This is a genomic window from Hamadaea tsunoensis DSM 44101 (assembly GCF_000428945.1).
Classification (GTDB): Bacteria; Actinomycetota; Actinomycetes; order Mycobacteriales; family Micromonosporaceae; genus Hamadaea; species Hamadaea tsunoensis.
The window spans coordinates 1-22,624 of the sequence record NZ_AUAX01000023.1 but is presented as its reverse complement, the minus strand read 5'-3'; the positions used below and the strand labels follow the sequence as shown (position 1 = coordinate 22,624).

Below are 22,624 nucleotides of genomic sequence, written 5' to 3'. Positions count from 1 at the left end.
CCGCGGTTCGGTCACCGTTTCACCCCTTCCGCAACGGTGACCGGGCGACGGTGGATGATGCGTCGCCCCACTCACCTGGCAGTGGAGTCCCCGGAGCGCAGCGATAGGGGCGGAACGGTCTCCCGCGGGAGGAGCGGAGGTGAGATCGACGGACCCGGGACAAGAATTTGATCTTGGACTTGGGGGATCGCCCCAGGCGACCTGCCTGACGGATACATGCGAGATGATCGTGGTCGGGGTCAGGAGGGCGGGTGCCGGACCGCCCAGGCGGCGATCTCGGTACGCCGCCCCGCCCCCAGCTTGGTCAGGATGTGCTCGACATGGGCCGCCACCGTCTTCGGCGAGATGTGCAGGGCGACCGCGATCTCCTTGTTGGTCGAGCCGCGGGCCACGTGCCGGGCGATCTCCACTTCACGGCTGGTGAGGACCGACCCGGAATGCGGCGAGCACGAGGCGAGGTCGGCGCGTACCGAGGTGGCCTCCCAGTGGCGGCGGTGGCGGTCCCAGCCGGTTCGCGCCTCCTGCAGCGATTCCCGGGCCTTCCCGGTACGCCCGGCCGCCAGGTGCAGCAGCCCGGACGCGTGCGCCAGCGCGGGCAGGGTTCCGGGGATCGACCGCTGCAGCAGGAGCGGGCTGGTACGCGCGTACCAGTCGGCGGCCGCGGTCGGGTCGCCGGTACGCAGGTACGCCCGCACGCCGGTGACCACGAACGGGAACAGGTACGCGGCGTCGGAGACCGCGGCCGAGGCGGCGTAGCCGCGTTCGCACCAGGCGATCGCGTCGAGGACGTCGCCGGTGAGCAGGGACGTCTCGGCCAGACCCCACAGGGCGGGGGAGAGCCGTTGCAGCTCGCTCATCGGCTCGGCCAGTTCGCGGGCGGTCGTGAGGTGGCGGGCCGCGTCGGCGTACCGGCCGCGGGACAGGGCCACGTAGCCCAGCACGTGCGCGGCGGTGATCTGCGTGGTGATGCCGCCCCGGCCGTCGGCCAGGGCCTGGTCGGCTTCGCGGGCGGCGGCGTCCCAGTCGCCCGTGCACCAGTGGACGTGGGCGAGGTGGGCGGCCATGTAGTGGCGGTCGTTCCACCGTTCGGCGCGTTCGGCGTACGCGATGCCGTCGGTGAGGTAGCGCTCGGCGAGGGCGTACTCGACCAGGACGGAGGCGCTCGATCCGATCATCCGGTACGCCCGCGCGGCCTCCGGTTCGGCCTTGGCGGCCACGGCGTCGGCGACGGCGCCGGTGAGCAGCGCCCAGCCGGACGCCATCCGCCCGGCGAAGACGTCGACGACGCCGAGGGTGGCCGCGACGTTCCAGCCGACGGCGGGTTCGCGGACGAGGGCGGCGGCTGCGCGGCCGTGCTCCCGGGCCTCGTCGAGCCGCCGGTCGAGCATGTACGCGGCGGCCAGCGCGGCGAGGACGCGTACCCGCAGATCGGTGTCCAGGGGATCGGCGAGGGCGGCGCGCAGGAGGGCGGTGCGCTCGCTCAGGCCGGCGCCGAGCAGATGGCGGGCAGCGACCAGCGGGGGTACGACGGCGGCCGCGGCACGGGTGTCGCCGAGTTCGGTGAACCGGGTGTGGGCCGCGGCGTAGCAGTGCGCGGCGGCGGCGTTGTCGTCGATCGCGGCCAGCGAGCCGGCGAGTTCGAGGAGCAAGTCCGGCCCGAAGGCGGCCCCCGTACGCTGCGCGCGGCGGTACAGCTCGACGGCTTCGCGGTGGGCGGACAGCGCGGCGGCCTGACGGGCGGCGGCCAGCGCGTGGCGGTGGGCGGGCGCGGCCTGGTGGGCGTGCTCGTACTGGGCGGAGACGAAGGCGCCGGCGAATCCGGCCCGCTCGGCCGCCGCCGCCGTACGCGCGTGCAGCTCGCGCCGGGCCAGCGGGCGTAGTCCACTGTAGACGGCGTCGCGGATGAGGGCGTGCCGGAACTCGTAGCGGCCGTCGCGCAGCGGGGCCACGAAGAAGCGTTCGGTCAGCTCCTGCAGCCCGGCGTCGATCTCGGCCGGCGGCCGGCCGGTGATCTCCACGAGCAGGTCGAGGTCGAAGGTGCGGCCGATCACCGAGGCCGCCCCGGCCAGGTCCCGGGCGGGCCGGCCGAGGAGTTCCAGCCGGGCGGTGACGACGTCGGCGAGGGTGTCGGGCAGGCCGGCGAGGTCGCCCGGCGCCGCCATGATCTCCTCGATGTGCAGCGGGATGCCGTCGCTGCGCGCGTGGATCGCGGCCACCGCCTCGGCCGGCAGGGGGCCGCCGCCGATCGCCGCGCACACCGCCGCCGTCTGCGCCGCGTCGAGCCTGGCCAGCCGCGCCTCCTCCGCGCGGCGCTGGGTGAGCAGCCGGGCCCGCCAGACGCGTACGGGGGCGGCGGGGTAGAGCTCGTCGCTGCGCAGGCTGCCCAGGACCAGCAGCGGCACCGCGTCCGCGCCCGCCGCGATCCGGTCCAGCAGGTCGAGGGTCAGCGTGTCCGCCCAGTGCAGGTCCTCCACGATCAGCAGCGTCGGCGCCGTCGCCGCGGCCAGCACCGCCGCCGCCTGCTCCCGCGGCCGCCCGCCGAGGGAGAGCCCCAGAGCGGCGGCCACATCCACGAGTACGCCGCCCGGAGTGTCGACGTCGCGCGGATGGGCGGCCGCGGTGAGCGTACGCGCGCCGGCCGCCTCGATCCGGGCGGCGGCCTCGCGCAGCAGGCGGGTCTTGCCGATCCCCGCCTCCCCGGCGATGAGCAGCAGGTGCCCCGATCCGGCCGCGGCGGCCCGCCAGCGGCGCTCGACCAGGGCCAGCACGTCGTCCCGCCCGACCATCGCCGCGGCAGTTCTCGTCACCCTCCGAGGGTAGAAGAGGACCGGGTAGGTCATCGGCAGACGGGCCGGATAGGTGCAATGACCGATGTCCGCGGCGGCCCGGCGGCCGATCCTGGAGGCGGTCAAGCAAATTCCGGAGGGGGAAACCGATCATGGCGAAGTACATGGACGTGCACTCGGGCTTTGTCGGCGTCACCGCCACCCAGCTCAAGGAGGCCCACGACGCCGACATCGCGATCCAGGCCGACGAGGGTGTGGAGTTCGAGCACGCCTGGCTCGACCCGGAGTCCGGCAAGGTCTTCTGCCTGTCCAGCGGGCCCAGCAAGGAAGCGGTCATGCGCATCCACGAGCGGGCCGGCCACCCGACCAGCGAGGTGTACGAACTGCCCATCGAGGTCTGATCGACCGCACCGAGCCCCGCTGCGCCCGCAGCGGGGCTCTTGTTCGTACGGATATCTTTTTCCTCCGGCGGACAACCCGAGCACCCACTGCGGAGTAGATGGCGCATGAGTTGGACATCCGACTACGCGGCCTACTTCGCCGGGCAGGGCGTGCGATTACGGCGCCTCGCGTACGCCCTCGGCGGCGACTGGCACCTCGCCGAGGATCTCGTGCAGCACACCTTCCTGCAGCTGTTCCGGCACTGGAAGCGGCTGGACCCCGTGACGATCGACGCGTACGCGCGCCGGACGCTGGTCAACGCGTACCTGTCGCACAAACGCGACCGGCGGCGCGAGACGGTGCTCGCCGAGCCCCCGGACCGGCCGGCACCCCCGGGCGCCGACGTCGCCGGGCGGCTGGACGTCCGCCGGGCCCTCGACGAACTGCCACCCCGCCAGCGCGTCCTCATCGTGCTGCGGCATCTGGAGGACGTGTCGACCGCCGAGGCGGCCGAGATCCTCGGGATCACCGAAGGGACCGTCAAGAGCCAGACCGCGCACGGCCTGGCCAATCTGCGCAGGGTGCTCGACCCTGCCGTGTACTCGGGGGAGCTGGGATGATCGCCGACGAACTGATCGCGTACGTGACGGCCGACGAGCCGCCGATGCACCTCACCGCCGACCGGCTCATCGCGATGGGACTGCGCCGCCGCCGGCTGCGGGTGCTGGGTTCGGTCGGCGGTGGCGGCGGCGCGCTGGCGGTGGCCCTGGCCGTCCTCCTGGCCCAGCTGCCCGGCAGCACGCCGCAACCGCGGATGCTCACACCGATGGCGGCCTGCCTCGCCGACGTGCCGATCGACCCGGCGGTGACCGGCGACGTCACCGAGGACCCGCTGCACGGGCACCTCGACCCGAGCGCCTCGCCGGTGGCGTCGCCGCCGCCGGCCACCGAGGAGCAGCTGACGGCGGTCGGGTGCACGGCGGCGCGGGAGGTCATGGCCCTGCTGCCGGCGGCCCGGTTCTACCCGCACAGCTACCGGGGGGTTCCGGCGTTCCAGGCGTCGTGGACCAACGAAGGAATGTGGCAGGTCTTCTCGGCCGCCCGGGTCGCCGGTGGCGGGACGGTCGGCGTGACCGTCGGCCCGCAGACCGCCGGCAATCCGCCGATCACCCGCCGGCAGCTCACGACGCAGGAACCGTGGAAGGAGATGCCCGGCGTCCGGCTGGAGGACGACGGCAGCGGCGTGGTGGTCGTGAGCTACACCGAACAGCTGCCGATGGGCGACGGCAAGAGCATCACCCAGAACATCGCGCTCGTCTGGACCGGCCACACCGTCGTGACGGTGACCGCGGACAACGCCCGCTCGATCCGCCCGGTCGACATCGGCGGGCAGCCGGTGCTGACCGTCGAGCAGGTACGCGGACTCGCGCTGAACCCGGGATTCGCCCTCTTCGGCTGATCTCCCTCGACGGCGGGGCCGCCCGATCCCCCGGGCGGCCCCGCGTTCCCGCCGTTGAGCAGCGGATGCCGCTGGTGAGCCGCTGGGAGTGGGGCAGGTGCTGGTCCGCCGCTGGGAGTTAGGGCACGCTAAGCTCGTTGCGTGTCGAACCCGAATCCCGCCCCGTCCGAGGGCCGGCGTAGCCCGCAGGCCCGCAGCGCCGAGGTGCTCCGCGTCGAGCGCGTGACCCCGCACCTCATCCGCGTCGTGCTCGGCGGGCCCGGCCTGGCCGGCTTCCCGGCCGGCCAGTACGCCGACCACTACATCAAGATGCTCTTCCCCCGGCCGGGTGTGGCGTACCCCGAGCCGTTCGACATCGCCCGGATCCGGGCGGAGTTCCCGCGCTCGGAGCAGCCGGTCGTGCGCACCTACACCGTCCGCCGCTGGGACGCCGAGACCGGCGAACTGACCGTCGACGTCGTCTACCACGGTGCAGAAGGCGTCGCCGGCCCATGGGCGTACGCGGTCCAGCCGGGAGCGGTCGTGCACTTCATGGGCCCCGGCGGGGCGTACGCGCCCGATCCGGCGGCCGCCTGGCACCTGTTCGCCGGGGACGAGAGCGCCCTGCCCGCGATCGCGGCTTCGCTGGAGATGCTCCCGCCCGGCGCCCACGCGTACGCCTTCGTGGAAGTGGCCGACCCGGCCGAGGAGCAGGCCCTGAAGTCGGCGGGCGCGGTGACGCTGACCTGGCTGCACCGCACGGGCCGGGTGGGCGACGCGCTGATGGCCGCGCTCCGCGATTTCACGTTCCCGGACGGGGACGGGGACGCGTTCGTGCACGGCGAGGCCGGATTCGTGAAGGAGGCCCGGCGGCTGCTGCTCGTCGAGCGGGCGATGCCGCGCGAGCGGGTCTCGATCTCCGGCTACTGGCGGCTCGGCCAGGACGAGGACGGCTGGCAGTCGACCAAGCGCGACTTCAACCAGCAGATGGAAGCCGAACACGGCCTGTAATCAAGATCATTTAGAGGCTTTTGTCCCGGGTTCGTCGATCTCACCTCCGCTCCTCGCGCGGGAGACGGTTCTAGCGGTTCGACGCAGGGGTGATCGTTTGCCGCTATTACGGCAGTCCTCGACGGATGGCCTTGATCAAATACCGTCTATCCGGCAGGGATAGCGCTCTCCCGCCGTAATGACGGTATTTGATCAAGGGAATGGGCGTCGTGGTGCCGTAATAGCGGTATTCGATCAAAGCAATTCGCGGTCGCTGCTTCTCGATCGCGTACGGGTGAGGTGTTGTTTCGAGCCTAGGAATGGCTTTTGTCCCGGGTTCGTCGATCTCACCTCCGCTCCTCGCGCGGGAGACCGTTCCGGCGCTGGGGCGCCTCCACTGCCAGGTGAGTGGAGCGAAGCAAGATCCACCCGTCGGCCGCCCGTTGCGATCCAGACATGCTGCGCAAGGCGCCGGCCGCCTTCGTGGCGATCTTGACGGATGTAGCGAAAGCGACGCTACCGGCCGCCGGAAGCGTTGGTTCTGCCACATCCGTCAAGATCGCCACGGCACGCGAGACCGTGAGGCCGCGAGGCCGCGAGACCGTGAGACCGCGAGTGGGTCGGGGTGGTCCGGGATTCGGGTGATTTCCCTGGTCCGCGCCGGATCATAGGGTTTGGGCGCGCCGCCGCCCAGGTGGGCGGTTCGCGAACCCCGGAAACCAAAATTTCTTGCCCACAGAGCAAGAAATATGTCGCCTGCCGATTGTCGACAATCGGCAGGCGACGCTAGGGTCCTGATCATGTCCCCCCGGTTGGGCGTCCTGATCGCCACTTACCTCGAACCCGATCTCGTCGAGCGGATCGCGGCCGTCGACCCGAGCCTCGACGTCATCTACGAGCCCGAACTGCTGCCGGTCCCGCGCTACGCCTGCGACCACACCGGTACGCCCCGCGAGCTGACCCCCGCACAGCAGAGCACCTGGGACGGCGCGCTCAGCGCGGCCGAGGTGAGTTTCGACTTCGACTGGCAGGCGCCCGCCGACCTGCCGACGCGGGCCCCGAAGCTGCGCTGGATCCAGGCCACCAGTGCCGGGATCGGCGGGTTCGTGCAGCGTACGGGGTTGGACCGGACGGACATGACGTTCACGACCGCGGCCGGGATCCACGCCGTGCCGCTGGCCGAGTTCGCGGTCATGGGGGCGCTGCACTTCGTGAAGGGCGTCCCGCACCTGCGGGCACAGCAGGAAAACCACCGGTGGCAGCGGTACACGACCTCACGGCTGGCCGGGCGTACGGTCACGGTCGTCGGGCTCGGCGGGATCGGGCGCCGGGTCGTCGAGTCCTTCCGGGCACTGGGCACGAACGTCATCGAGGTCGGCAGGCCGGGGAGCGCGGCCGCGTACACCACGGACGATCTGGACGGGATCCTGCCGCGTACCGACGTGCTGGTTCTCTGTACGCCGCTGACCGCGCAGACCGAGAACATGCTGGACGAGCGCCGGATCGGGCTGCTGAAGCCGGGCGCGGTGCTGGTGAACATCGGCCGCGGCCAGCTGGTCGACGAGCCGGCCCTGATCGCCGCGCTGACCGCCGGGCACATCACGGGTGCCGCGCTGGACGTGTTCGCCACCGAGCCGTTGCCCGAGACGTCCCCGCTGTGGGACCTCGACAACGTGCTCGTGTCGCCGCACTCCGCTTCCACTGTGGACGCCGAGAACGCGGCCATCACGGATCTGTTCTGCGACAACCTGCGCCGCTTCCTCGACGGGGTCGAGCTGCGCAACACCTACCGACGGGACCTGGGGTACTGATGACGAATCTGACGGGCACCTGGTACATCAGCCCGACGCCGTTCACGGACGACAACGCGGTCGACACCGCGAGTCTGCGGCGGATCGTCGACGCGGCGGTGAGCTGGGGCGTGGACGGCATCACGATTCTCGGCGTGATGGGCGAGGTCGCCGATCTCACCGCCGCCGAGCGGGAGACGGTGCTGTCCACTGTGGCCGATGCCGCGAAGGACCGGCTGCCGTTCGCGGTCGGCTGCTCGGCCCCGGCCGCCGCGGTGGTACGCGCCAACGCCGAGCGGGCCGTGCAAGCGGGTGCCGCCGCCGTGATGGTGGCCGCGCCGAGCCTGCTCAAGGACACCGACACGATCGGCGCCTTCTACGCCGCGGCGGTCGGGGACTGCCCGGTCGGCGTCATCGTGCAGGACGAGCCGGCCGCGACTGGGGTCACCATGCCGGTCTCCGCGCTGCTGGCCGCGCTGGACGCCGCGAACAGCACGGTCGTGAAGCTCGAGGACCCGCCCACCCCGCCGAAGATCGGGCGGCTGCTCGCCCGGCGCCCGGACCTGACGGTGTTCGGCGGCCTCGGCGGCGTCAGCGCGTACGCCGAACTGGGACGGGGCGCGGCCGGGACGATGACGGGATTCGCGTACCCGGAGATTCTGAAGGCCATTCGACTGGCCTTCGCGGCGGGGGACCGCGCGCGGGCGGCGGCGCTCAACGACCGGTTCCTGCCTTATCTGGTGTTCGAAGGCCAGGTGAAGGTGGGTCTGGGGATCCGCAAGGAGGTGCTGCGGCGGCGCGGGGTGCTCGCGACGGCGCGTACGCGGGCGCTGAACCCGCTGCCGGACGAGGTGACGCTCGCGGAGCTGGACGACGTGCTGGCGCGGGTCGGCCTGACGCCCGCGATCGAGCCCCTGGAGCTGGCGTGAGTACCGCGATCGTGGGCGGCGCGAGCGCGGGCCTGGGTGCCGCGATCGCCGAGAAGCTCGCCGCGACCGGCCATGACCTGCTGCTGTGGTCGCGCAGCGAGGAGCGCCTCGCGCCGATCGCCGCGAGCTTGCGCGACCGCCACGGCGTCGCCGTGCACACCTTCGCGGCCGACGCGGGCGATCCGGGTGCGGCGGCCGCGGTCGCCGAGCGCGCCGCCGAGGTACTGACCACAGTGGACGTCTGCGTGCTCAACGCGGGCGGCCCGCCGCCGGCGACCGCGGACCAGACCGACCCCGACACCTGGCGCGCGGCCCTCCAGCTGCTCACCGTCACGCCCATCGATCTCGCGACCCGCGTGCTCCCCGGCATGCGTCAGCGCGGTTTCGGCCGCATCGTCGCCGTCCTCTCCTCGGGTGTACGCGAGCCGCTGCCGAACCTGGCCTATTCCAACTCCGGTCGGGCGGCTCTCGCCGCGTGGCTCAAGACCCTCGGGCGGCAGGTCGCGGCGGACGGGGTGACGGTCAACGGCGTCGTCCCGGGCCGGATCGACACCGAGCGGGTCGCGCAGCTGGACGCGGCCGCGGCGCAGCGTTCGGGCACCGATGCCGAGAGCGTCCGCGCGGCCAGCATCGCGACCATCCCCAGTGGACGGTACGGGCGGCCGGAGGAGTTCGCGGCGGTCGTCGGCTTCCTCGCGTCGCGGGAGTCCTCGTACGTGACGGCGAGCATGCTGTCCTGCGACGGCGGTCTGATGCGGAGCCTGACATGACCGCCGTCTCCCGGGAGGTCGCCGGGACCCCGGCTTCGGGCATCCGGGCGCTGGCCAACGCGGCCTGGGCGACGCCGGGCGCGGTGCACCTCGAACTCGGCGAGCCCGACTTCGACACCCCGGCCCACGTCGTCGAGGCGCTCGCCCGGGCGGCCCGCGACGGGCACACCCGGTACGGTCCGAGCGTCGGGCTGCCTGGAATGCGTACGGCGGTGGTCGAGAAGCTGCTGCGCGACAACGGGTTGAGCACGCCGGCCGAGCACGTCGTGGTGACGGCCGGCGGGGTGGGCGGGCTGACGGCCGCGTACCGGGTGCTGCTGTCCGCCGGCGACGAGATCCTCGTGCCCGACCCCGGTTGGACCAACTTCACCACGATCGCCATCATGCTCGGGGCCACCGCCCTCGGGTACCGGCTCGTCGAGGCGGACAACTTCCGGCCCGACTACGAACACCTCGACTCCCTGGTCGGGCCGCGTACGCGGGCCATCCTGATCAACTCGCCGGCGAACCCGGTCGGCTACCAGTGGACCGCCGCCCAGCAGGCGGAGCTCGGGGAGTGGGCGAACCGGCACGGGCTGACCGTGATCTCCGACGAGTGCTACGACCAGCTGTGGCTGGACGCGCCGGCGACCACGTTCGCCGTGGCGGCGCCGGACACCCCGGCGATCACGGTGTTCTCCCTGTCCAAAAGCTACGCGATGACCGGCTGGCGGCTCGGGTACGCCGTCGCGTCCGGCCCGGCGTCCGGCGGACTGGCCCAGGCGCTGGCCCGGGTCCAGGAGGCGACCGCCTCCTGTGTCAGTACGCCGACCCAGCACGCCGGCATCGCCGCGCTGACCGGACCGCAGGAGTGCGTGTCCGCGATGCGCGACGCGTACCGGCGGCGGCGGGACCTGGCCGTCGACCGGGCGGCCGCCCTGAACCTCACCGCCGTACGCCCGGCCGGGGCCTTCTACCTCTGGCTGACCGCGCCGTCCGTCGAGGACACGGCGACGGCCGCGCTGGATCTGTTACGCGACACGGGGGTCGCGCTGGCACCGGGGATCGCCTTCGGTGCCGCGGGCCGGGACCGGCTGCGCCTCTCGCTGGCGGCCGCGCCCGGTGACATCGACCGGGGCCTGACCGGGCTGGCCCAGTTCCTCGCCCGGCCGGCCCCCTGAACGTCCGTCCCAACCTCTCATCCCCTTGAGTCCCTTATGGAGCGAACGAGATGACCCAATCCCCTCTCCGGCGGGTTTCCGCCCGCCGGGCCGTCCTGGGCGCGCTGCTCGCCGGCACTCTCGGCGTCACCGCCGCCTGTGCCGGCAACAGCTCGACCGGCAGCTCCGCCGGCGGCGGCGGTACCGAGCCGCGCTACGGCGACACGATGACCGTGGCGTACAAGAGCGACCCGAAGACGTTCGACCCGGCGGTGTGCTACGACGCCACCTGCTGGAACAACATGCGGATGATGTACGACCGGCTGTACGACTACACCGGCGACACGATGAACATCGCCGCCCAGGCTGCCGCGGACATGCCGCAGGTCAGCGCGGACGGGCTGACCTACACCATCAAGCTGCGCGCGGGCATGACGTTCACCGACGGCAAGCCGGTGACGGCGGCGGACGTCGTCTACTCGTTCGACCGCATCCTCGACCCGGCCACGAAGTCGCCGGTGGCGAGCTTCTGGACGGGCGTCAAGGGTGCGGCCGACTACGCGAAGAACCCCGGCGGCGACCTGGCCGGCATCTCGGTGGTCGACGACAGCACGGTGCAGATCGTGCTGACCGCGCCGAACAGCTCGTTCAAGTACGTGCTCGCGATGCCGCACGCCTCGATCATCGAGAAGGGCACGGCGGCCAAGCCGGTCGGCTCGGGCCCGTTCGTGCTCGACCACTTCACCCCCGGCTCGGAGATCGTGGTCAACCGCAACGAGAAGTACTGGGACTCGCCCCGCCCGTACGTGAACAAGGTCGTCGAGAAGCTCGGCGTCGACCCGCACGTGCAGCTGCTGGAGCTCCAGAAGGGTCAGATCGACCTGATGGGCGACCCGATCCCGGCGGCCGACTACCTGACGGTCAGCAACGACGCCTCGCTCAAGGCGCAGACGAAGACGATCGTCAAGCCGTCGACGTACTACGTCACGATGAACACGCAGATGAAGCCGTTCGACAACCCGAAGGTCCGCGAGGCCGTCTCGTACGCCTTCGACCGCAGCTTCCTTCTGAAGCTGGTCGCCGGGCAGGGCCAGGTCGCCAACGAGTACCTGCCGCCGGGCATCACCGGCTACACGTCCGACAAGCTGGTGCACGACCAGGACATCGCGAAGGCCAAGCAGCTGCTCGCGGACGCCGGTTACCCCAACGGCTTCGAGACCACCATGTACTCCTGGAACACCTCGCCGTGGACGGCCCTGCTCCCGCAGCTCCAGCAGGACCTGGCCAAGATCGGCATCAAGGTCGACGCGCAGCCGATCCAGCAGAGCGCGTTCTTCGACCTGGCGGCCACGCCGAACAAGGCGCCGATGACGCTGACCTTCTGGGTGGCGGACTACCCCGACGGCAGTGACTTCTACCAGGCGCTGCTGTCCTGCGCGGCGGCGGTCCCGGGCGGTCAGAACTACTCGTTCTACTGCAACAAGGACGTCGACGACCTCGTGAACAAGGCGCTCGCCGCCTCCACGGTGGAGGACGCCAACAAGATCTACGCCCAGGCGACGGCCAAGATGCTCGCCGACAACCCGGTGGTGCCGCTCTACTACGGCTCCAAGACCGAGGTGTTCGGCAAGACCGTCGGCGGCTACCACTCGCAGCCCATCTGGGGCTGGGACATGACGAACTACTGGAAGACCACCGGTAGCGCGTCGCGCTAGTTCTTTCCTCCCTCCTCAGGGCGGTGCGGAGATTCTTTCCGGGCTCCGCACCGCCCGCCCCCTCCATGACATCGAAGGAACCCCAGCGATGACAGCCATTCTCGAAGTCGACGACCTCACGGTCGACTTCACCCGCGCGGGTACGCGTACCGCCGCGGTGCGCGGGGTGTCGCTGCGCGTCGAGGCGGGCGAGCGGGTCGGCATCGTCGGCGAGTCCGGCTCCGGCAAGTCCGTCACGGCTCAGGCGGTGATGCGGCTGCTCCCGACGACCGCGACCGTCGGCGGCTCGGTCCGGTTCGCCGGGCAGGACGTGCTCGCGTACGACGCGGCGAAGCTGGCCGCCTGGCGCGGGGCCGACATCGCCATGGTGTTCCAGGACCCGATGTCGAGCCTCAACCCGCTGCTGCGGGTCGGCACCCAGCTGACCGAGGGCCTGCGCCGCCACCGCGGACTGTCCAAGTCGGACGCCCGCGCCGAGGCGGCCCGGCTGCTGAAGCTGGTCGGGATCGCCGACGCCGACCGGCGCCTCGACGACTACCCGCACGCGTTCAGCGGCGGCATGCGCCAGCGCGTGTGCATCGCCATCGCGGCCGCGTGCACGCCCAAGCTCATCATCGCCGACGAGCCCACCACCGCCCTCGACGTCACCGTCCAGGCCCAGGTCCTCGACCTTCTCGACGAGCTCACCGAGCGGTACGCGACGGCGACGGTCCTGGTCAGCCACGACCTCGGGGTGATCTCCAGTTTCTGCGACCGGATCCTGGTCATGTACGCCGGCCGCGTCGTCGAGGCCGGACCGACCGACGACATCGTGGCCGACCCCGCGCACCCCTACACGCGCGCCCTGCTGGACTCGATCCCGCGGCTGGAAGGGGAGCTGCCCCGGCGGCTGCCCGCGATCCCGGGCTCGCCGCCCTTCGGGGACGTGCCCGCGGACTCCTGCGCCTTCGCCGACCGGTGCGCGTACGCCCAGCCGGTCTGCCGGACGGTCGCGCCGCCGACGGTCCCGGTCGGGCCGCGTACGCAGGCGGCGTGCCATTTCCCGCTGACCCTCGCCGAGGAGGTGACCCGATGAGCGGCACCGACTCCGCAGGCAGTCGCAGCGGCACCGACTCCGCAGGCAGTCGCAGCAGCAGCATCGTCGACGTCAAGGACCTCACCGTCCGCTACCGCCGCCGGGGATCGTTGCGGCGTAACGAGTTCACCGCGGTCGACGGGGTGAGCTTCGAGATCGGGGCCGGGCGCACCCTCGGCATCGCCGGGGAGTCCGGTTCCGGCAAGAGCAGCGTCGCCCGCGCCCTGATGCGCGTCCACGACCCCGCCGCCGGTTCCGTACGCGTCGCCGGCCGGGAGGTCACGACGCTGCGAGGCGGCGCGCTGCAACGGTTCCGCCGGCACATGCAGATGGTCTTCCAGGACCCGTACGACTCGCTCAATCCGCGGCTGACCGTCGGCGACAACGTGGCCGAGGCGCTGACCGCGGCCGGCGTACCGCGACCGGATCACGTGCTGCGCGTCCGCGACCTGTTCGACCGGGTCGGGCTGCCGGCCGCGTTCACCGGGCGCTACCCGCACCAGCTGTCGGGCGGCCAGCGCCAGCGCGTCTCGATCGCCCGGGCGCTCGCGGTCTCCCCGCAGGTGCTCGTCTGCGACGAGGCGGTGTCCGCGCTGGACGTCTCCGTCCGCGCCCAGATCCTCAACCTGCTCAAGGACCTGCAGGAGGCCGACGGGCTCGCGTACCTGTTCATCTCGCACGACATGTCGACGCTGCGGTTCATCGCCGACGACGTCGCGATCATGTACCAGGGCCGGATCGTCGAACTCGGGCCGGCCGACGAGGTGTTCGCCCGGCCCCGGCACCCGTACACCCGGGCGCTGATCGCCGCCATCCCGCAGCCCGGGGTCGGCCGGCGGCACCGGCGCGGACTCGTCGGCGGGGAGGCGCCCAGCGCCGAGGCGGTGCTGACCGGCTGCGCCTTCGCGCCCCGCTGCCCGCTGGCCACCGAGGTGTGCCGGGAACACCGGCCGCTGCTGATCGCCGAGCCGGGCGGGCACCAGGCCGCCTGCCACCACGCCGACGCGGTGGGTTCCCTGACCGTCACCGCCGACACGACCGTTCCACACCAGCAGGGGAGGACCGCATGACCGCCCCGCCGATCGTCACGACCCCGGCGCCGAGCGGCGAGACCGTCGCCACCGAGCCGGCCGGGATGCGGCGCGTCCTGCGCAGCCTGCGCCACGACAAGCCGGCCCTGATCTCCATCGTCGTGCTGGTGCTGCTGGCCCTGGCGGCGATTCTCGCGCCGCTGCTGGCGAGCCACCCGCCGTTGCAGACCTACCCGGAAGGGCTCGCCGCCAACGGCGCCCCGATCGGGCCCGGCCACGGCTTCCCGCTCGGCACCGACCCGAACGGCCGCGACGTGCTCGCCCGGCTGCTCTACGGCGCCCGCGTCTCGCTGGTCATCGGCATCCTCGCCAACGGCCTGGCGACCGTGCTCGGCGTACTCGTCGGGCTGACGGCCGGGTATCTCGGCGGGTGGGTGGAGACCGTCCTCATGCGACTGACGGACGTCGTCATGTCCTTCCCGATCCTGCTGTTCTGCATCGCGCTGATCTCGGTGACCGGGCCGAGCGAGCGCAACGTGGTGATCGTCATCGCGCTCATCTACTGGACGACGCTCGCCCGCATCATCCGCAGCCAGGTGCTCTCGCTGCGGGAGCGGGAGTTCGTGGTCGCCGCCCGCACGATGGGCCTGTCGCACTGGCGGGTCATGCGCCGGCACCTGTTCCCGCACCTCGTCCCGACCATCATCGTGTACGCCACCCTCGGCGTCGCGTCGTCGATCCTCATCGAGGCGTCGCTGTCGTTCCTCGGCGTCGGCGTACCGGTCCCCACGCCGTCGTGGGGGCAGATGATCGAGCAGGGCAAGGAGTACTTCCAGATCGCGCCGTGGCTGCTGTTCGCGCCCGGGGTCTGCCTGATCCTCACCGTGCTCGCGTTCAACCTCGCCGGCGACTGGCTGCGCGACCTCCTCGACCCGACCGCACCGGAGCGCCGCTAGATGAGCCGGTTCCTGCTTCGCCGCGTACCGCAGGCGATCATCGTCCTGTTCGGCGTGGTGACCCTCGCCTTCCTGCTGACCCACGTCGTGCCGGGTGATCCGGCGCGGCTGATCGCCGGCCCGAACGCCAGCGCGGCCACGGTCGCGTCCATCCACCACGAGCTGGGGCTCGACCGGAGCCTGGCGTACCAGTACGGCAAGTTCCTGCTCGGGCTGCTGCACTTCGACCTCGGGACGAGCTTCGCGCTGCAGAACACCCCGGTGTCGACCGCGATCCTGCGGGCCCTGCCGGTCAGCGCGGCCCTCGCCGTCCTCGGCGTGCTGTGGGAGGCCGTCCTCGGCATCCCGGTCGGCATCATCGCCGCGTACCGGCCGGGGAAGCTGGCCGACCGGGCGACGACGCTCGCCTCGCTGGTGGGCCTGTCCGCGCCGCCGTTCTGGGTCGGGCTGCTGCTGCTCTACCTGCTGGCCTTCAAGTTCAACCTCTTCCCGCTGTCCGGGTACGAGGCGCCGTTCATCAACTACCTGATCCTGCCCAGTTTCACCCTCGGCCTCGGCGGCGCCGCCTGGTACGCCCGGCTGACGCGTACCAACATGCTCGAAGCCCTGCGCAGCCCCTACGTGCAGATGGCCCGGGCGAAGGGGATGCCCGAGCGGGTCGTGCTGCTGCGGCACTGCCTGCGCAACGTGCTCAGCCCGCTGCTGACCATGCTCGGCATGGACCTCGGCTACTTCCTCGGCGGCGTGGTCGTCATCGAGTCGGTGTTCGGCCTGCCGGGCGTCGGCAAGCTCACCTTCGACGCGATCGGCACGCTCGACGTCCCCATGATCACCGGCGCCGTCCTCTTCGCCGCCTTCTTCATCGTCGTCATGAACCTCCTCGTCGACCTCGCGTACGCGCTGGTCGACCCCCGGGTACGCCGCTAGGCCCCGGACCGCTACGAAAGGAATACCCCCATGAGTGACAAGCTGCGCGTGGCCGTGGCCGGCGCGGGCCGCTGGGCCCAGCGCGCCCACATCCCCGGCTGGCAGCGCGACCCCCGCGTGGAGGTCGTCGCCCTGGCCGACACCGACCCGGAGATCCTGGCCGCCGCGGGCGCCAAGTTCGGGGTCGGCAAGCTGGTCACCGACTACCGCGAGCTGCTCGACGACCCGGACGTCGACGTCATCGACGTCGCGACCGCCAACCGGGCGCACTACGAGATCTCCGCCGCCGCGCTCGACGCGGGCAAGCACGTCCTGTGCGAGAAGCCCGTGCACCACGACAACCGGCAGACCCGGGCGCTCGCGGAACTGGCCCGCAGCAAGGGTCTGAAGACCAAGCTGGGCTTCACCTTCCGGTACGCGCCGGCGATCCAGTACGCCAAGCACCTCATCGACACCGGTTTCGTGGGTACGCCGTACATCTTCAACGGGTACGAGCAGAACAGCCAGTGGATCGACCCGGCGACGCCGATGCGGCAGGTGGACCCGAACGCGGACCCGAACGTGCTGACGACCTCCTCGATCGAGGGCTACGGCGCGCCGATCATCGACATCATGCACTGGTTCACCGGCGGCAACCTGACCTCGGTCGTCGGCACGATGCGCAACTTCGTCCCCGAGCGGATGGTCCGCGACACCGGCCTGATGCAGCGGCTGAACATCGACGACGGCGACATGTGGATCGGCGAGTTCGACAACGGCGTGCTGGCCTCGATCCAGTCGTCGTACGTGACCGTCGGCAACTTCCCCGGCATCGAGGCGCGGATCTACGGCTCCGAGGGCGCGATCATCGTCCGGCTGGTCGAGGAGTTCGGCATCTGCCAGACCATCAAGACCGCCACCAAGGGCTCGATCGAGTTCGTGGAGCAGTCGATCCCGCAGGAGTTCTTCCCCGAGGGCGGGCACTCCCGCGAGGACTGGGACTTCCTGTTCTACTCCAACCTCTGCGCCGACTTCGCCACCGAGATCCTGTCGGGCAGCGACGTCAACCAGGGCGACTTCGCGCAGGGCGCGCTGGTCCAGGAGACCATCAACGCCTTCGAGAAGTCCTTCCGCGACCGGGCGTGGGTCAGCTTCCCGCTGGAGGAGGCGTGACGGCGCACGAGTGGGGCGCTCTCGCCGACGACGCGTACGCGCGGCGGGTGCTGGAGTCCGCTCTGGACACAGTGGACGGCCGCGTCCAGTACGCCGACGCCCGCCTGATCGAGTGCGAGGAGCTGCGGTCCTACGCGCAGCTCGGCGCCGACCCCGATGAGCGGATCGAGCAGAACGTCGGCATCGGCGTACGCGTCCTCGTCGACGGCCAGTGGGGCTTCGCGGCCCGGCCGCTGGCCGCCGACACGGACGCGGCGGCCGCGGCCCGGCAGGCGCACGCGTCCGCGGTGGCGCTGGCGGGCAGCGGCAAGCGCGTCGAGCTCCCGCCCCGGGAGCCGGCGAGCGGCCGCTACGAGACCGAGGTCGCGCAGGACCCGTTCGCGGTGGACACCGCGGCCCGGCACGAGCTGCTGGCGGCCTGGCTCGGCGCGGCGAGTACGCCCGCCGAGGTGGCCGCCGCGCAGGCCGGAGTCAACGCCAAGCGCCAGCACCGGCACTTCGCCGACACCGAGGGCTCGCGCCAGCACCAGCACCTGCTGGAGACGGGCGCGATGCTCGTGGTGACCGCCGCCGGGCACGGCGACGTGCAGCGGCGCAGCTACCCCAACTCGTTCCACGGCAACACCGCCGGGGCCGGCTGGGAGTACCTGGCGAGCCTGGCCATGCAGGAGAACGCGGCCCGGGTCGGGCAGGAGGCGGTCGCGCTGCTGACCGCCCCCGCCGCCCCGCGCGGGTACGCCGACGTCGTCATCGGCGCCCAGCAGGTCTCGCTGCAGATCCACGAGTCGTCCGGGCACGCCCTGGAACTCGACCGGATCCTCGGCGACGAGGCCAACTACGCGGGTACATCGTTCATCCAGGCGTCCGACGTCGGGACGCTGCGCTACGGCTCGGACGCGGTCACCATCGCGTCGGACCCCACCCGCCCCGGTACGCGCGGCAGCTTCGCCTTCGACGACGAGGGCACCCCGGCCCGCCGGGCGGCGCTCATCGACCGGGGGATCGTGCGCAACACACTGTCCACCCGGGACTCGGCGGCCCGCTCCGGACTGGCGCTCACCGGCGCGGCCCGGTCGGACGGCTGGGCGTACCTGCCGGTGTGCTTCTCCACCCACGTGTATCTGGAGCCGGGTGACGGCGGCAGCCTCGACGAGCTGCTCGACCGGATGGGCGACGGCTACTACATCGACGACAACCGCAGCTGGTCGATCGACAACCAGCGGCTCAACTTCCAGTTCGGCACCGAGGTCGCGTACGAGGTGAAGAAGGGCAGGCGGGGACGGTTGCTGAAGAACTTCTCCTACGGCGGGGTGACGCCGCAGTTCTGGGGTTCCGTGGAGGCGGTGGCCGGACCCTCGGAGTTCCGGGCGTTCGGCTACCCGTGCGGGAAGGGCGAGCCCAAGCAGTGGGGTTTCCTCAGCCACGGCGCCAGCCCCATGTTGGTACGCGACCTGCGGATCGGAGTGGCCTGATGAGCACGGAATTCGCGGCGCCGGTCGCGCCGGACGGCCTGCTGGACCGGCTCGGCGCGGCGGCGAAGGCCGGCGGCGCCGACGCGGTGGAGATCACCCTGCTCGGCCGGGCGGGGGAGTACACGCGGTTCGCGGGCGGCCGGGTGCACCAGCCGCAGGACATCCTGGAGACGCAGTACTCGGTACGCGCCATCGTGGACGGTCACGCGGCGCGGGCCGCGGTCGGCACGGTCAACGGACTGGACGAGGCCGTCCGGCGGGCGACCACGGCGGCCCGGGCGATGGCCCACGGCGATCACGGGAACGCGACGGTGGCGACGCCCGCAGCCGCACAGGATGTCGTCCTGTGGCACGACGACACCGCCGCTTTCGATGCGGCCCAACGGGCCCAGGCCGCGGGCCGGACGATGCGCGAGGCCGAGAAGGCGGGCGGTCACGCGGCGGGCATGTTCGGCCGCGCGCTGACCCAGATCGCCGTCGTCACCTCGACCGGCGTCGCCCACCACGCGCTGGCGACCGAGGCGATCGGCTCGCTGACCGCCACGGTCGGCGACGGCACCTCGCACTGGATCGACCTGCACCGGTCGGCGGCGGCGCTGGACCTCGCGTCCAGTGTGGACCGTACGATCGCCGAGGCGGTCGCCGGGCAGAACCGGATCCCCGTTCCCGACGGCCGGTACACCATCGTGCTCGGCCCGCAGGCCGCCGGTGAACTCCTGGGCTTCCTGGAGGACGCCGGGTTCTCCGGCGAACTCGCGGCGGCCAAGGTCGGCCTCGTCGCGCAGCGCGCCGGCGACCGGGTCGCCTCGCCGCTCGTGACGGTGGCGGACGACGCCCTCGCCACGGTCGGCCTGCCGATCGGCTTCGACATGGAAGGTACGCCGAAGCGACGTGTACCGCTGCTGACGAACGGGGTCGTGGGGGAGGCGGTCACGAACCTGGCGACCGCGAAGGCGCTCGGCACGGCGTCGACCGGGCACGCGCACATCGCCCGCGAGGAGGTCCCGACCCCGGTGGCCGCGAACATCGTCATGGACGCCGGCGACGCGACCGAGGCCGAGCTGATCGCGGGTGTCGAGCGTGGCATCTACGTGCAGCGGTTCTGGTACACGCGGCTGGTCGACCGGCTGACCGCGACGATCACCGGCGTCAGCCGGGACGGCTGCTTCCTCATCGAGGACGGCAAGCTCGCCCAGCCGGTGGCCGGGGCGCGGTTCACCCATTCGATCCTCGACTTCCTGTCCACTGTCGACGGAGTCGGCGCCGCACGCCGTTCCCAGCCGGTCATGAACGTCTGGAACGGCTCGGTGACCGCCCCCGCGTTGCGGGGCCACGGTTTCCGCTTCGGCTCCGCGAAGATCGAGGAGAACTGATGATCCGGACCAACGGGGACCGCCTCGTCACCCAGATCCTGACCGGCGAGGTCTGGCCCGCGCTCGCCGACCGGCACGGCTACAAGGTCGACGCCGACGGTACGCCGATCCTGCTGCCCGGCATGGGCGGCGTGACGCTCGGCGTACACCCGGGCGATCCGGCCACCGGATACGCGGCCGACCACCTCGAACCGGGGCTGTCCGTCCGGGCCCGCGACGGCGGGGCGAACATGGCGCTGCAGTTCCTCAGCTGCGTCGGCAACACCGTCACGGTGCGTACCGGGCCGGCGGCCGGCAAGACGGGGAAGGTGATCGGGCAGCACGCGTACGTGCTGGTGGACATGGCCGAGGAGGACCTCGCCGAGGTCACCGTCGGCGACCAGGTCACCGTCGCGGCCCGGGGCCAGGGGCTCAAGCTGCTCGACCACCCCGCGATCGTGGCCAAGAACCTCGACCCGGGCCTGCTCGACCGGCTGCCCGTGCGTACCCTGCCGGACGGGCGGCTGGAGGTCGGCGTCGCGGTACGCGTACCGGCCGCCGCCGTCGGAGCGGGTTCGGGCATGGTCTCCGAGTTCGCGAACACCGACCTCATGGGCGCGTACGCCGGCCAGGGCGAGGACCTCTCGCTCGGCCTGGAGGCGCTGCGCATCGGCGATCTGGTGGTCATCGAGGACGCCGATCACCGGTTCGGCCGCGGCTACCGGCCCGGCTACCTGACCATCGGCGTGATCAGCACCGGCCACTGCCGGCTGTTCGGCCACGGGCCGGGCCCGAGCACGATCCTGTCCGGACCGGCGGACGCGTTCAGCATCGTCGACAACCCCGACGCCCACCTGGGAGGACTCCTGTGACACCGGTGGCGATGAACCTCGCCGGCGTGATCGAGACGCCGGCCATGCCGTCCTCTCCGTACCTCATCGACGTCGACGGCCACCCTTACGTGCCGCTGGCGGACTCGGGGGTCGTGCTCGGCGTACACGTGGGGGACGGGGTCTTCGATCATGACGCGGACCATGTGGCGCCCGGCGTGACCCTGGCCCACGCGGACCAGGCGGCCCGGCACGCGCTGACGACGTTCGCCTGCTTCGGCAACCGCGCGACCGTGCGTTCCGGCGCGGCCGCGGGCGCCGCGGGCTTCGTGCTGGGCAAGCGCGGCGAGGCGGGCCGCGTGATCGTCGTCTTCCCCGACGACGTGCTCGCGCGCCTCGCGCCCGGCGACGCGGTCACCGTCCGCGCGTCCGGCCAGGGCGCCGAACTGCCGGGCGTCGCCCTGCTCAACGCCGACCCCGAAGCCCTCGGCCTGCTCCCGCTGGTCGTCGGCCCCTCGTCGGTGCATTCCACCGTACGCGTGACCGTGCCCTCCGCACTGGCCGGCAACGGCATCGGCCGGCCCGCGCAGATGTGGGATGTGGACCTGCAGGTGACCGCCGAGACGGCGGCCGCCGCGGGGCTCGCCGGCCTGCGCCTGGGCGACCTGGTCGCGGTCGACGACCTCGACGTCCGGCACAACATGGGCTACCGCCGCGGCTTCCGGACGATCGGCCTGATCGTCCACGGCGGCAGCCCCCAGCCCGGCCACGGCCCCGGCCTCATGCCGATCCTCTGCGGACCGGCCGACCGGTTGCCGGTGACGGTCACCGAGGACGTACTGCCCATGCTCACCCCCGACGCCCTACACTTCCGGCCATGACCGATCCAGCGACCGTCCTGCACAGGTCCCTGCCGGAGAACGTGTACCTCCTCCTGCGGCGCCGGATCCTCAACAACGAGTTCGAGGCCGGGCAGCGGCTGATCGAGATGAACCTCGCCGACGAGTTGGGCGTCAGCCGCTCGACCGTCCGCGAGGCGCTGCGCCAGCTGTCCGTCGACGGCCTGGTCGACATCTCCCCCCGGCGGCACAGCGTCGTGACGAGAATGGCGTACGAGGAGATCCGCGACGCCTGCTACGCCCGCTTCGTCCTGGAGGCGGGCGCGGTACGCAGCGTCGGCGAGCGCGGCATCATGCTCTCCCGGATGGAGGCCGTCCTCGACCGCATGCGCGGCGCCGCCGCCGACGGTGACGTGGCGTCCATGATCGACCTGGACACGGAGTTCCACAGCTGCATCATCGACGCGTCGGGCCGCCGCCGGCTCGGTTCCCTCTGGCGGATGCTGGACGCGCAGATGGGCGCCCTGATGCGCTCCTCCATCGACCGCCAGCACATCGACCTGCGCGAAGCGGTACGCCGTCACCAGCTCGTCGTGGACGTCTTCGGCAGCGGCAGCGTCGACGAGATCGTCAACACCCTGGAGGAGCACTACCTCGGCACGGTCGACGACATGGCCTCCGCCGGCGTCCTGCCCAACTGACCCCGCCACTTACCGACGATCTTGCGCGAATGTCCGGGCCTTCCGGGGTGGTTTCAACCGGTGGGTGCAAGTAGGAGTTGGTTGAGGCGTTCGGTGGGGGTGTCCCAGTCGAGGGTTTGGCGTGGTCGCCGGTTGAGTTGGTCGGCGATCACGTCGAGGCCGGCTTGGTCGATGGTGCGGAAGTCGAAGCGGCCGCGGGGGAAGTAGTCGCGTAGTAGGCCGTTGGTGTTTTCGTTGGTGCCGCGTTGCCAGGGTGAGTGCGGGTCGCAGATGTAGACCCGGCAGTCGGTGGCGAGTTGGATGTGGTGGTGTTCGGCCATTTCGACGCCTTGGTCCCAGGTCACTGTTTTG

General features: G+C 71.8%; 21 protein-coding genes. 19 read left to right on the top strand and 2 right to left on the bottom strand.

What is annotated here, in order from left to right; translation table 11 throughout:
* Positions 1 to 239: 239 nt before the first annotated feature.
* Positions 240 to 2,807 (bottom strand): ATP-binding protein, encoded by a 2,568-nt coding sequence (locus G401_RS0128670; protein WP_169734267.1) that lies wholly within the window; start codon positions 2,805 to 2,807, stop codon positions 240 to 242.
* 131 nt (positions 2,808 to 2,938) lie between these two features.
* Between G401_RS0128670 and G401_RS0128665 the strand changes: the two genes are divergently transcribed.
* The 19 genes from G401_RS0128665 (at position 2,939) to G401_RS0128575 (ending at position 22,273) form a co-directional block, all read left to right on the top strand.
* Positions 2,939 to 3,187 (top strand): SCO4226 family nickel-binding protein, encoded by a 249-nt coding sequence (locus G401_RS0128665; protein WP_027345178.1) that lies wholly within the window; start codon positions 2,939 to 2,941, stop codon positions 3,185 to 3,187.
* A 105-nt stretch (positions 3,188 to 3,292) separates the two neighbouring features.
* Positions 3,293 to 3,787, top strand: a complete 495-nt coding sequence (locus tag G401_RS0128660; protein WP_027345177.1) for a SigE family RNA polymerase sigma factor — start codon at positions 3,293 to 3,295, stop codon at positions 3,785 to 3,787.
* Entirely contained in the window at positions 3,784 to 4,626 is an 843-nt protein-coding gene (locus G401_RS0128655) for a hypothetical protein (protein ID WP_027345176.1), read from the top strand. Before G401_RS0128660 ends, G401_RS0128655 begins: the two co-directional genes overlap by 4 nt.
* Before the next feature lie 141 nt (positions 4,627 to 4,767).
* Positions 4,768 to 5,616, top strand: a complete 849-nt coding sequence (locus tag G401_RS0128650) for a siderophore-interacting protein (RefSeq protein ID WP_027345175.1) — start codon at positions 4,768 to 4,770, stop codon at positions 5,614 to 5,616.
* A gap of 779 nt (positions 5,617 to 6,395) precedes the next feature.
* Positions 6,396 to 7,406, top strand: a complete 1,011-nt coding sequence (locus G401_RS0128645; protein ID WP_027345174.1) for a D-2-hydroxyacid dehydrogenase — start codon at positions 6,396 to 6,398, stop codon at positions 7,404 to 7,406.
* Positions 7,406 to 8,314 (top strand): dihydrodipicolinate synthase family protein, encoded by a 909-nt coding sequence (locus G401_RS0128640; RefSeq protein ID WP_027345173.1) that lies wholly within the window; start codon positions 7,406 to 7,408, stop codon positions 8,312 to 8,314. The genes G401_RS0128645 and G401_RS0128640 overlap by 1 nt, the downstream gene beginning before the upstream one ends.
* Entirely contained in the window at positions 8,311 to 9,084 is a 774-nt protein-coding gene (locus tag G401_RS0128635; RefSeq protein WP_027345172.1) for an SDR family oxidoreductase, read from the top strand. Before G401_RS0128640 ends, G401_RS0128635 begins: the two co-directional genes overlap by 4 nt.
* Complete coding sequence (locus G401_RS49135; protein WP_051367286.1) at positions 9,081 to 10,244, top strand: pyridoxal phosphate-dependent aminotransferase; 1,164 nt, start codon at positions 9,081 to 9,083, stop codon at positions 10,242 to 10,244. Before G401_RS0128635 ends, G401_RS49135 begins: the two co-directional genes overlap by 4 nt.
* Before the next feature lie 50 nt (positions 10,245 to 10,294).
* Positions 10,295 to 11,938, top strand: coding sequence for an ABC transporter substrate-binding protein (locus tag G401_RS0128625; protein WP_027345171.1), 1,644 nt, complete (start codon positions 10,295 to 10,297; stop codon positions 11,936 to 11,938).
* An 88-nt stretch (positions 11,939 to 12,026) separates the two neighbouring features.
* On the top strand, positions 12,027 to 13,013 hold the full coding sequence (locus G401_RS0128620; protein WP_027345170.1) for an ABC transporter ATP-binding protein: 987 nt from the start codon (positions 12,027 to 12,029) through the stop codon (positions 13,011 to 13,013).
* Positions 13,010 to 14,083, top strand: a complete 1,074-nt coding sequence (locus tag G401_RS49130) for an ABC transporter ATP-binding protein (RefSeq protein WP_051367285.1) — start codon at positions 13,010 to 13,012, stop codon at positions 14,081 to 14,083. Before G401_RS0128620 ends, G401_RS49130 begins: the two co-directional genes overlap by 4 nt.
* Complete coding sequence (locus G401_RS0128610; RefSeq protein ID WP_245601874.1) at positions 14,080 to 15,000, top strand: ABC transporter permease; 921 nt, start codon at positions 14,080 to 14,082, stop codon at positions 14,998 to 15,000. Before G401_RS49130 ends, G401_RS0128610 begins: the two co-directional genes overlap by 4 nt.
* A complete protein-coding gene (locus tag G401_RS0128605) occupies positions 15,001 to 15,927 on the top strand; it encodes an ABC transporter permease (RefSeq protein ID WP_027345168.1) in 927 nt (308 codons plus the stop codon).
* A gap of 30 nt (positions 15,928 to 15,957) precedes the next feature.
* Positions 15,958 to 17,079 carry a Gfo/Idh/MocA family oxidoreductase gene (locus tag G401_RS0128600; RefSeq protein WP_027345167.1) on the top strand — a complete coding sequence of 374 codons (1,122 nt, stop codon included), beginning with the start codon at positions 15,958 to 15,960 and terminating at the stop codon, positions 17,077 to 17,079.
* A complete protein-coding gene (locus G401_RS0128595; protein WP_027345166.1) occupies positions 17,076 to 18,551 on the top strand; it encodes a TldD/PmbA family protein in 1,476 nt (491 codons plus the stop codon). The genes G401_RS0128600 and G401_RS0128595 overlap by 4 nt, the downstream gene beginning before the upstream one ends.
* Entirely contained in the window at positions 18,551 to 19,924 is a 1,374-nt protein-coding gene (locus G401_RS0128590; RefSeq protein ID WP_034593456.1) for a TldD/PmbA family protein, read from the top strand. Before G401_RS0128595 ends, G401_RS0128590 begins: the two co-directional genes overlap by 1 nt.
* Positions 19,924 to 20,775, top strand: coding sequence for a DUF4438 family protein (locus G401_RS0128585; protein WP_027345164.1), 852 nt, complete (start codon positions 19,924 to 19,926; stop codon positions 20,773 to 20,775). The genes G401_RS0128590 and G401_RS0128585 overlap by 1 nt, the downstream gene beginning before the upstream one ends.
* On the top strand, positions 20,772 to 21,614 hold the full coding sequence (locus G401_RS0128580) for a DUF4438 family protein (protein ID WP_157546495.1): 843 nt from the start codon (positions 20,772 to 20,774) through the stop codon (positions 21,612 to 21,614). Before G401_RS0128585 ends, G401_RS0128580 begins: the two co-directional genes overlap by 4 nt.
* Positions 21,611 to 22,273: a GntR family transcriptional regulator gene (locus tag G401_RS0128575; protein ID WP_027345162.1), complete on the top strand. Its 663-nt coding sequence runs from the start codon at positions 21,611 to 21,613 to the stop codon at positions 22,271 to 22,273. Before G401_RS0128580 ends, G401_RS0128575 begins: the two co-directional genes overlap by 4 nt.
* Positions 22,274 to 22,326: 53 nt before the next feature.
* Here G401_RS0128575 and G401_RS0128570 read toward each other — a convergent pair.
* The coding region (locus G401_RS0128570) for an IS30 family transposase (protein ID WP_027345161.1) at positions 22,327 to 22,624 on the bottom strand (298 nt) is incomplete at its 5' end.

What these genes read in the sequence shown, in the direction of transcription:
- G401_RS0128665 (WP_027345178.1), top strand. Translation starts at nt 2,939, where the DNA reads ATGGCGAAGTACATGGACGTGCACTCGGGCTTTGTCGGCGTCACCGCC.
- G401_RS0128660 (WP_027345177.1), top strand. Translation starts at nt 3,293, where the DNA reads ATGAGTTGGACATCCGACTACGCGGCCTACTTCGCCGGGCAGGGCGTG.
- G401_RS0128655 (WP_027345176.1), top strand. Translation starts at nt 3,784, where the DNA reads ATGATCGCCGACGAACTGATCGCGTACGTGACGGCCGACGAGCCGCCG.
- G401_RS0128645 (WP_027345174.1), top strand. Translation starts at nt 6,396, where the DNA reads ATGTCCCCCCGGTTGGGCGTCCTGATCGCCACTTACCTCGAACCCGAT.
- G401_RS0128640 (WP_027345173.1), top strand. Translation starts at nt 7,406, where the DNA reads ATGACGAATCTGACGGGCACCTGGTACATCAGCCCGACGCCGTTCACG.
- G401_RS49135 (WP_051367286.1), top strand. Translation starts at nt 9,081, where the DNA reads ATGACCGCCGTCTCCCGGGAGGTCGCCGGGACCCCGGCTTCGGGCATC.
- G401_RS0128625 (WP_027345171.1), top strand. Translation starts at nt 10,295, where the DNA reads ATGACCCAATCCCCTCTCCGGCGGGTTTCCGCCCGCCGGGCCGTCCTG.
- G401_RS0128620 (WP_027345170.1), top strand. Translation starts at nt 12,027, where the DNA reads ATGACAGCCATTCTCGAAGTCGACGACCTCACGGTCGACTTCACCCGC.
- G401_RS49130 (WP_051367285.1), top strand. Translation starts at nt 13,010, where the DNA reads ATGAGCGGCACCGACTCCGCAGGCAGTCGCAGCGGCACCGACTCCGCA.
- G401_RS0128610 (WP_245601874.1), top strand. Translation starts at nt 14,080, where the DNA reads ATGACCGCCCCGCCGATCGTCACGACCCCGGCGCCGAGCGGCGAGACC.
- G401_RS0128605 (WP_027345168.1), top strand. Translation starts at nt 15,001, where the DNA reads ATGAGCCGGTTCCTGCTTCGCCGCGTACCGCAGGCGATCATCGTCCTG.
- G401_RS0128600 (WP_027345167.1), top strand. Translation starts at nt 15,958, where the DNA reads ATGAGTGACAAGCTGCGCGTGGCCGTGGCCGGCGCGGGCCGCTGGGCC.
- G401_RS0128590 (WP_034593456.1), top strand. Translation starts at nt 18,551, where the DNA reads ATGAGCACGGAATTCGCGGCGCCGGTCGCGCCGGACGGCCTGCTGGAC.
- G401_RS0128585 (WP_027345164.1), top strand. Translation starts at nt 19,924, where the DNA reads ATGATCCGGACCAACGGGGACCGCCTCGTCACCCAGATCCTGACCGGC.
- G401_RS0128575 (WP_027345162.1), top strand. Translation starts at nt 21,611, where the DNA reads ATGACCGATCCAGCGACCGTCCTGCACAGGTCCCTGCCGGAGAACGTG.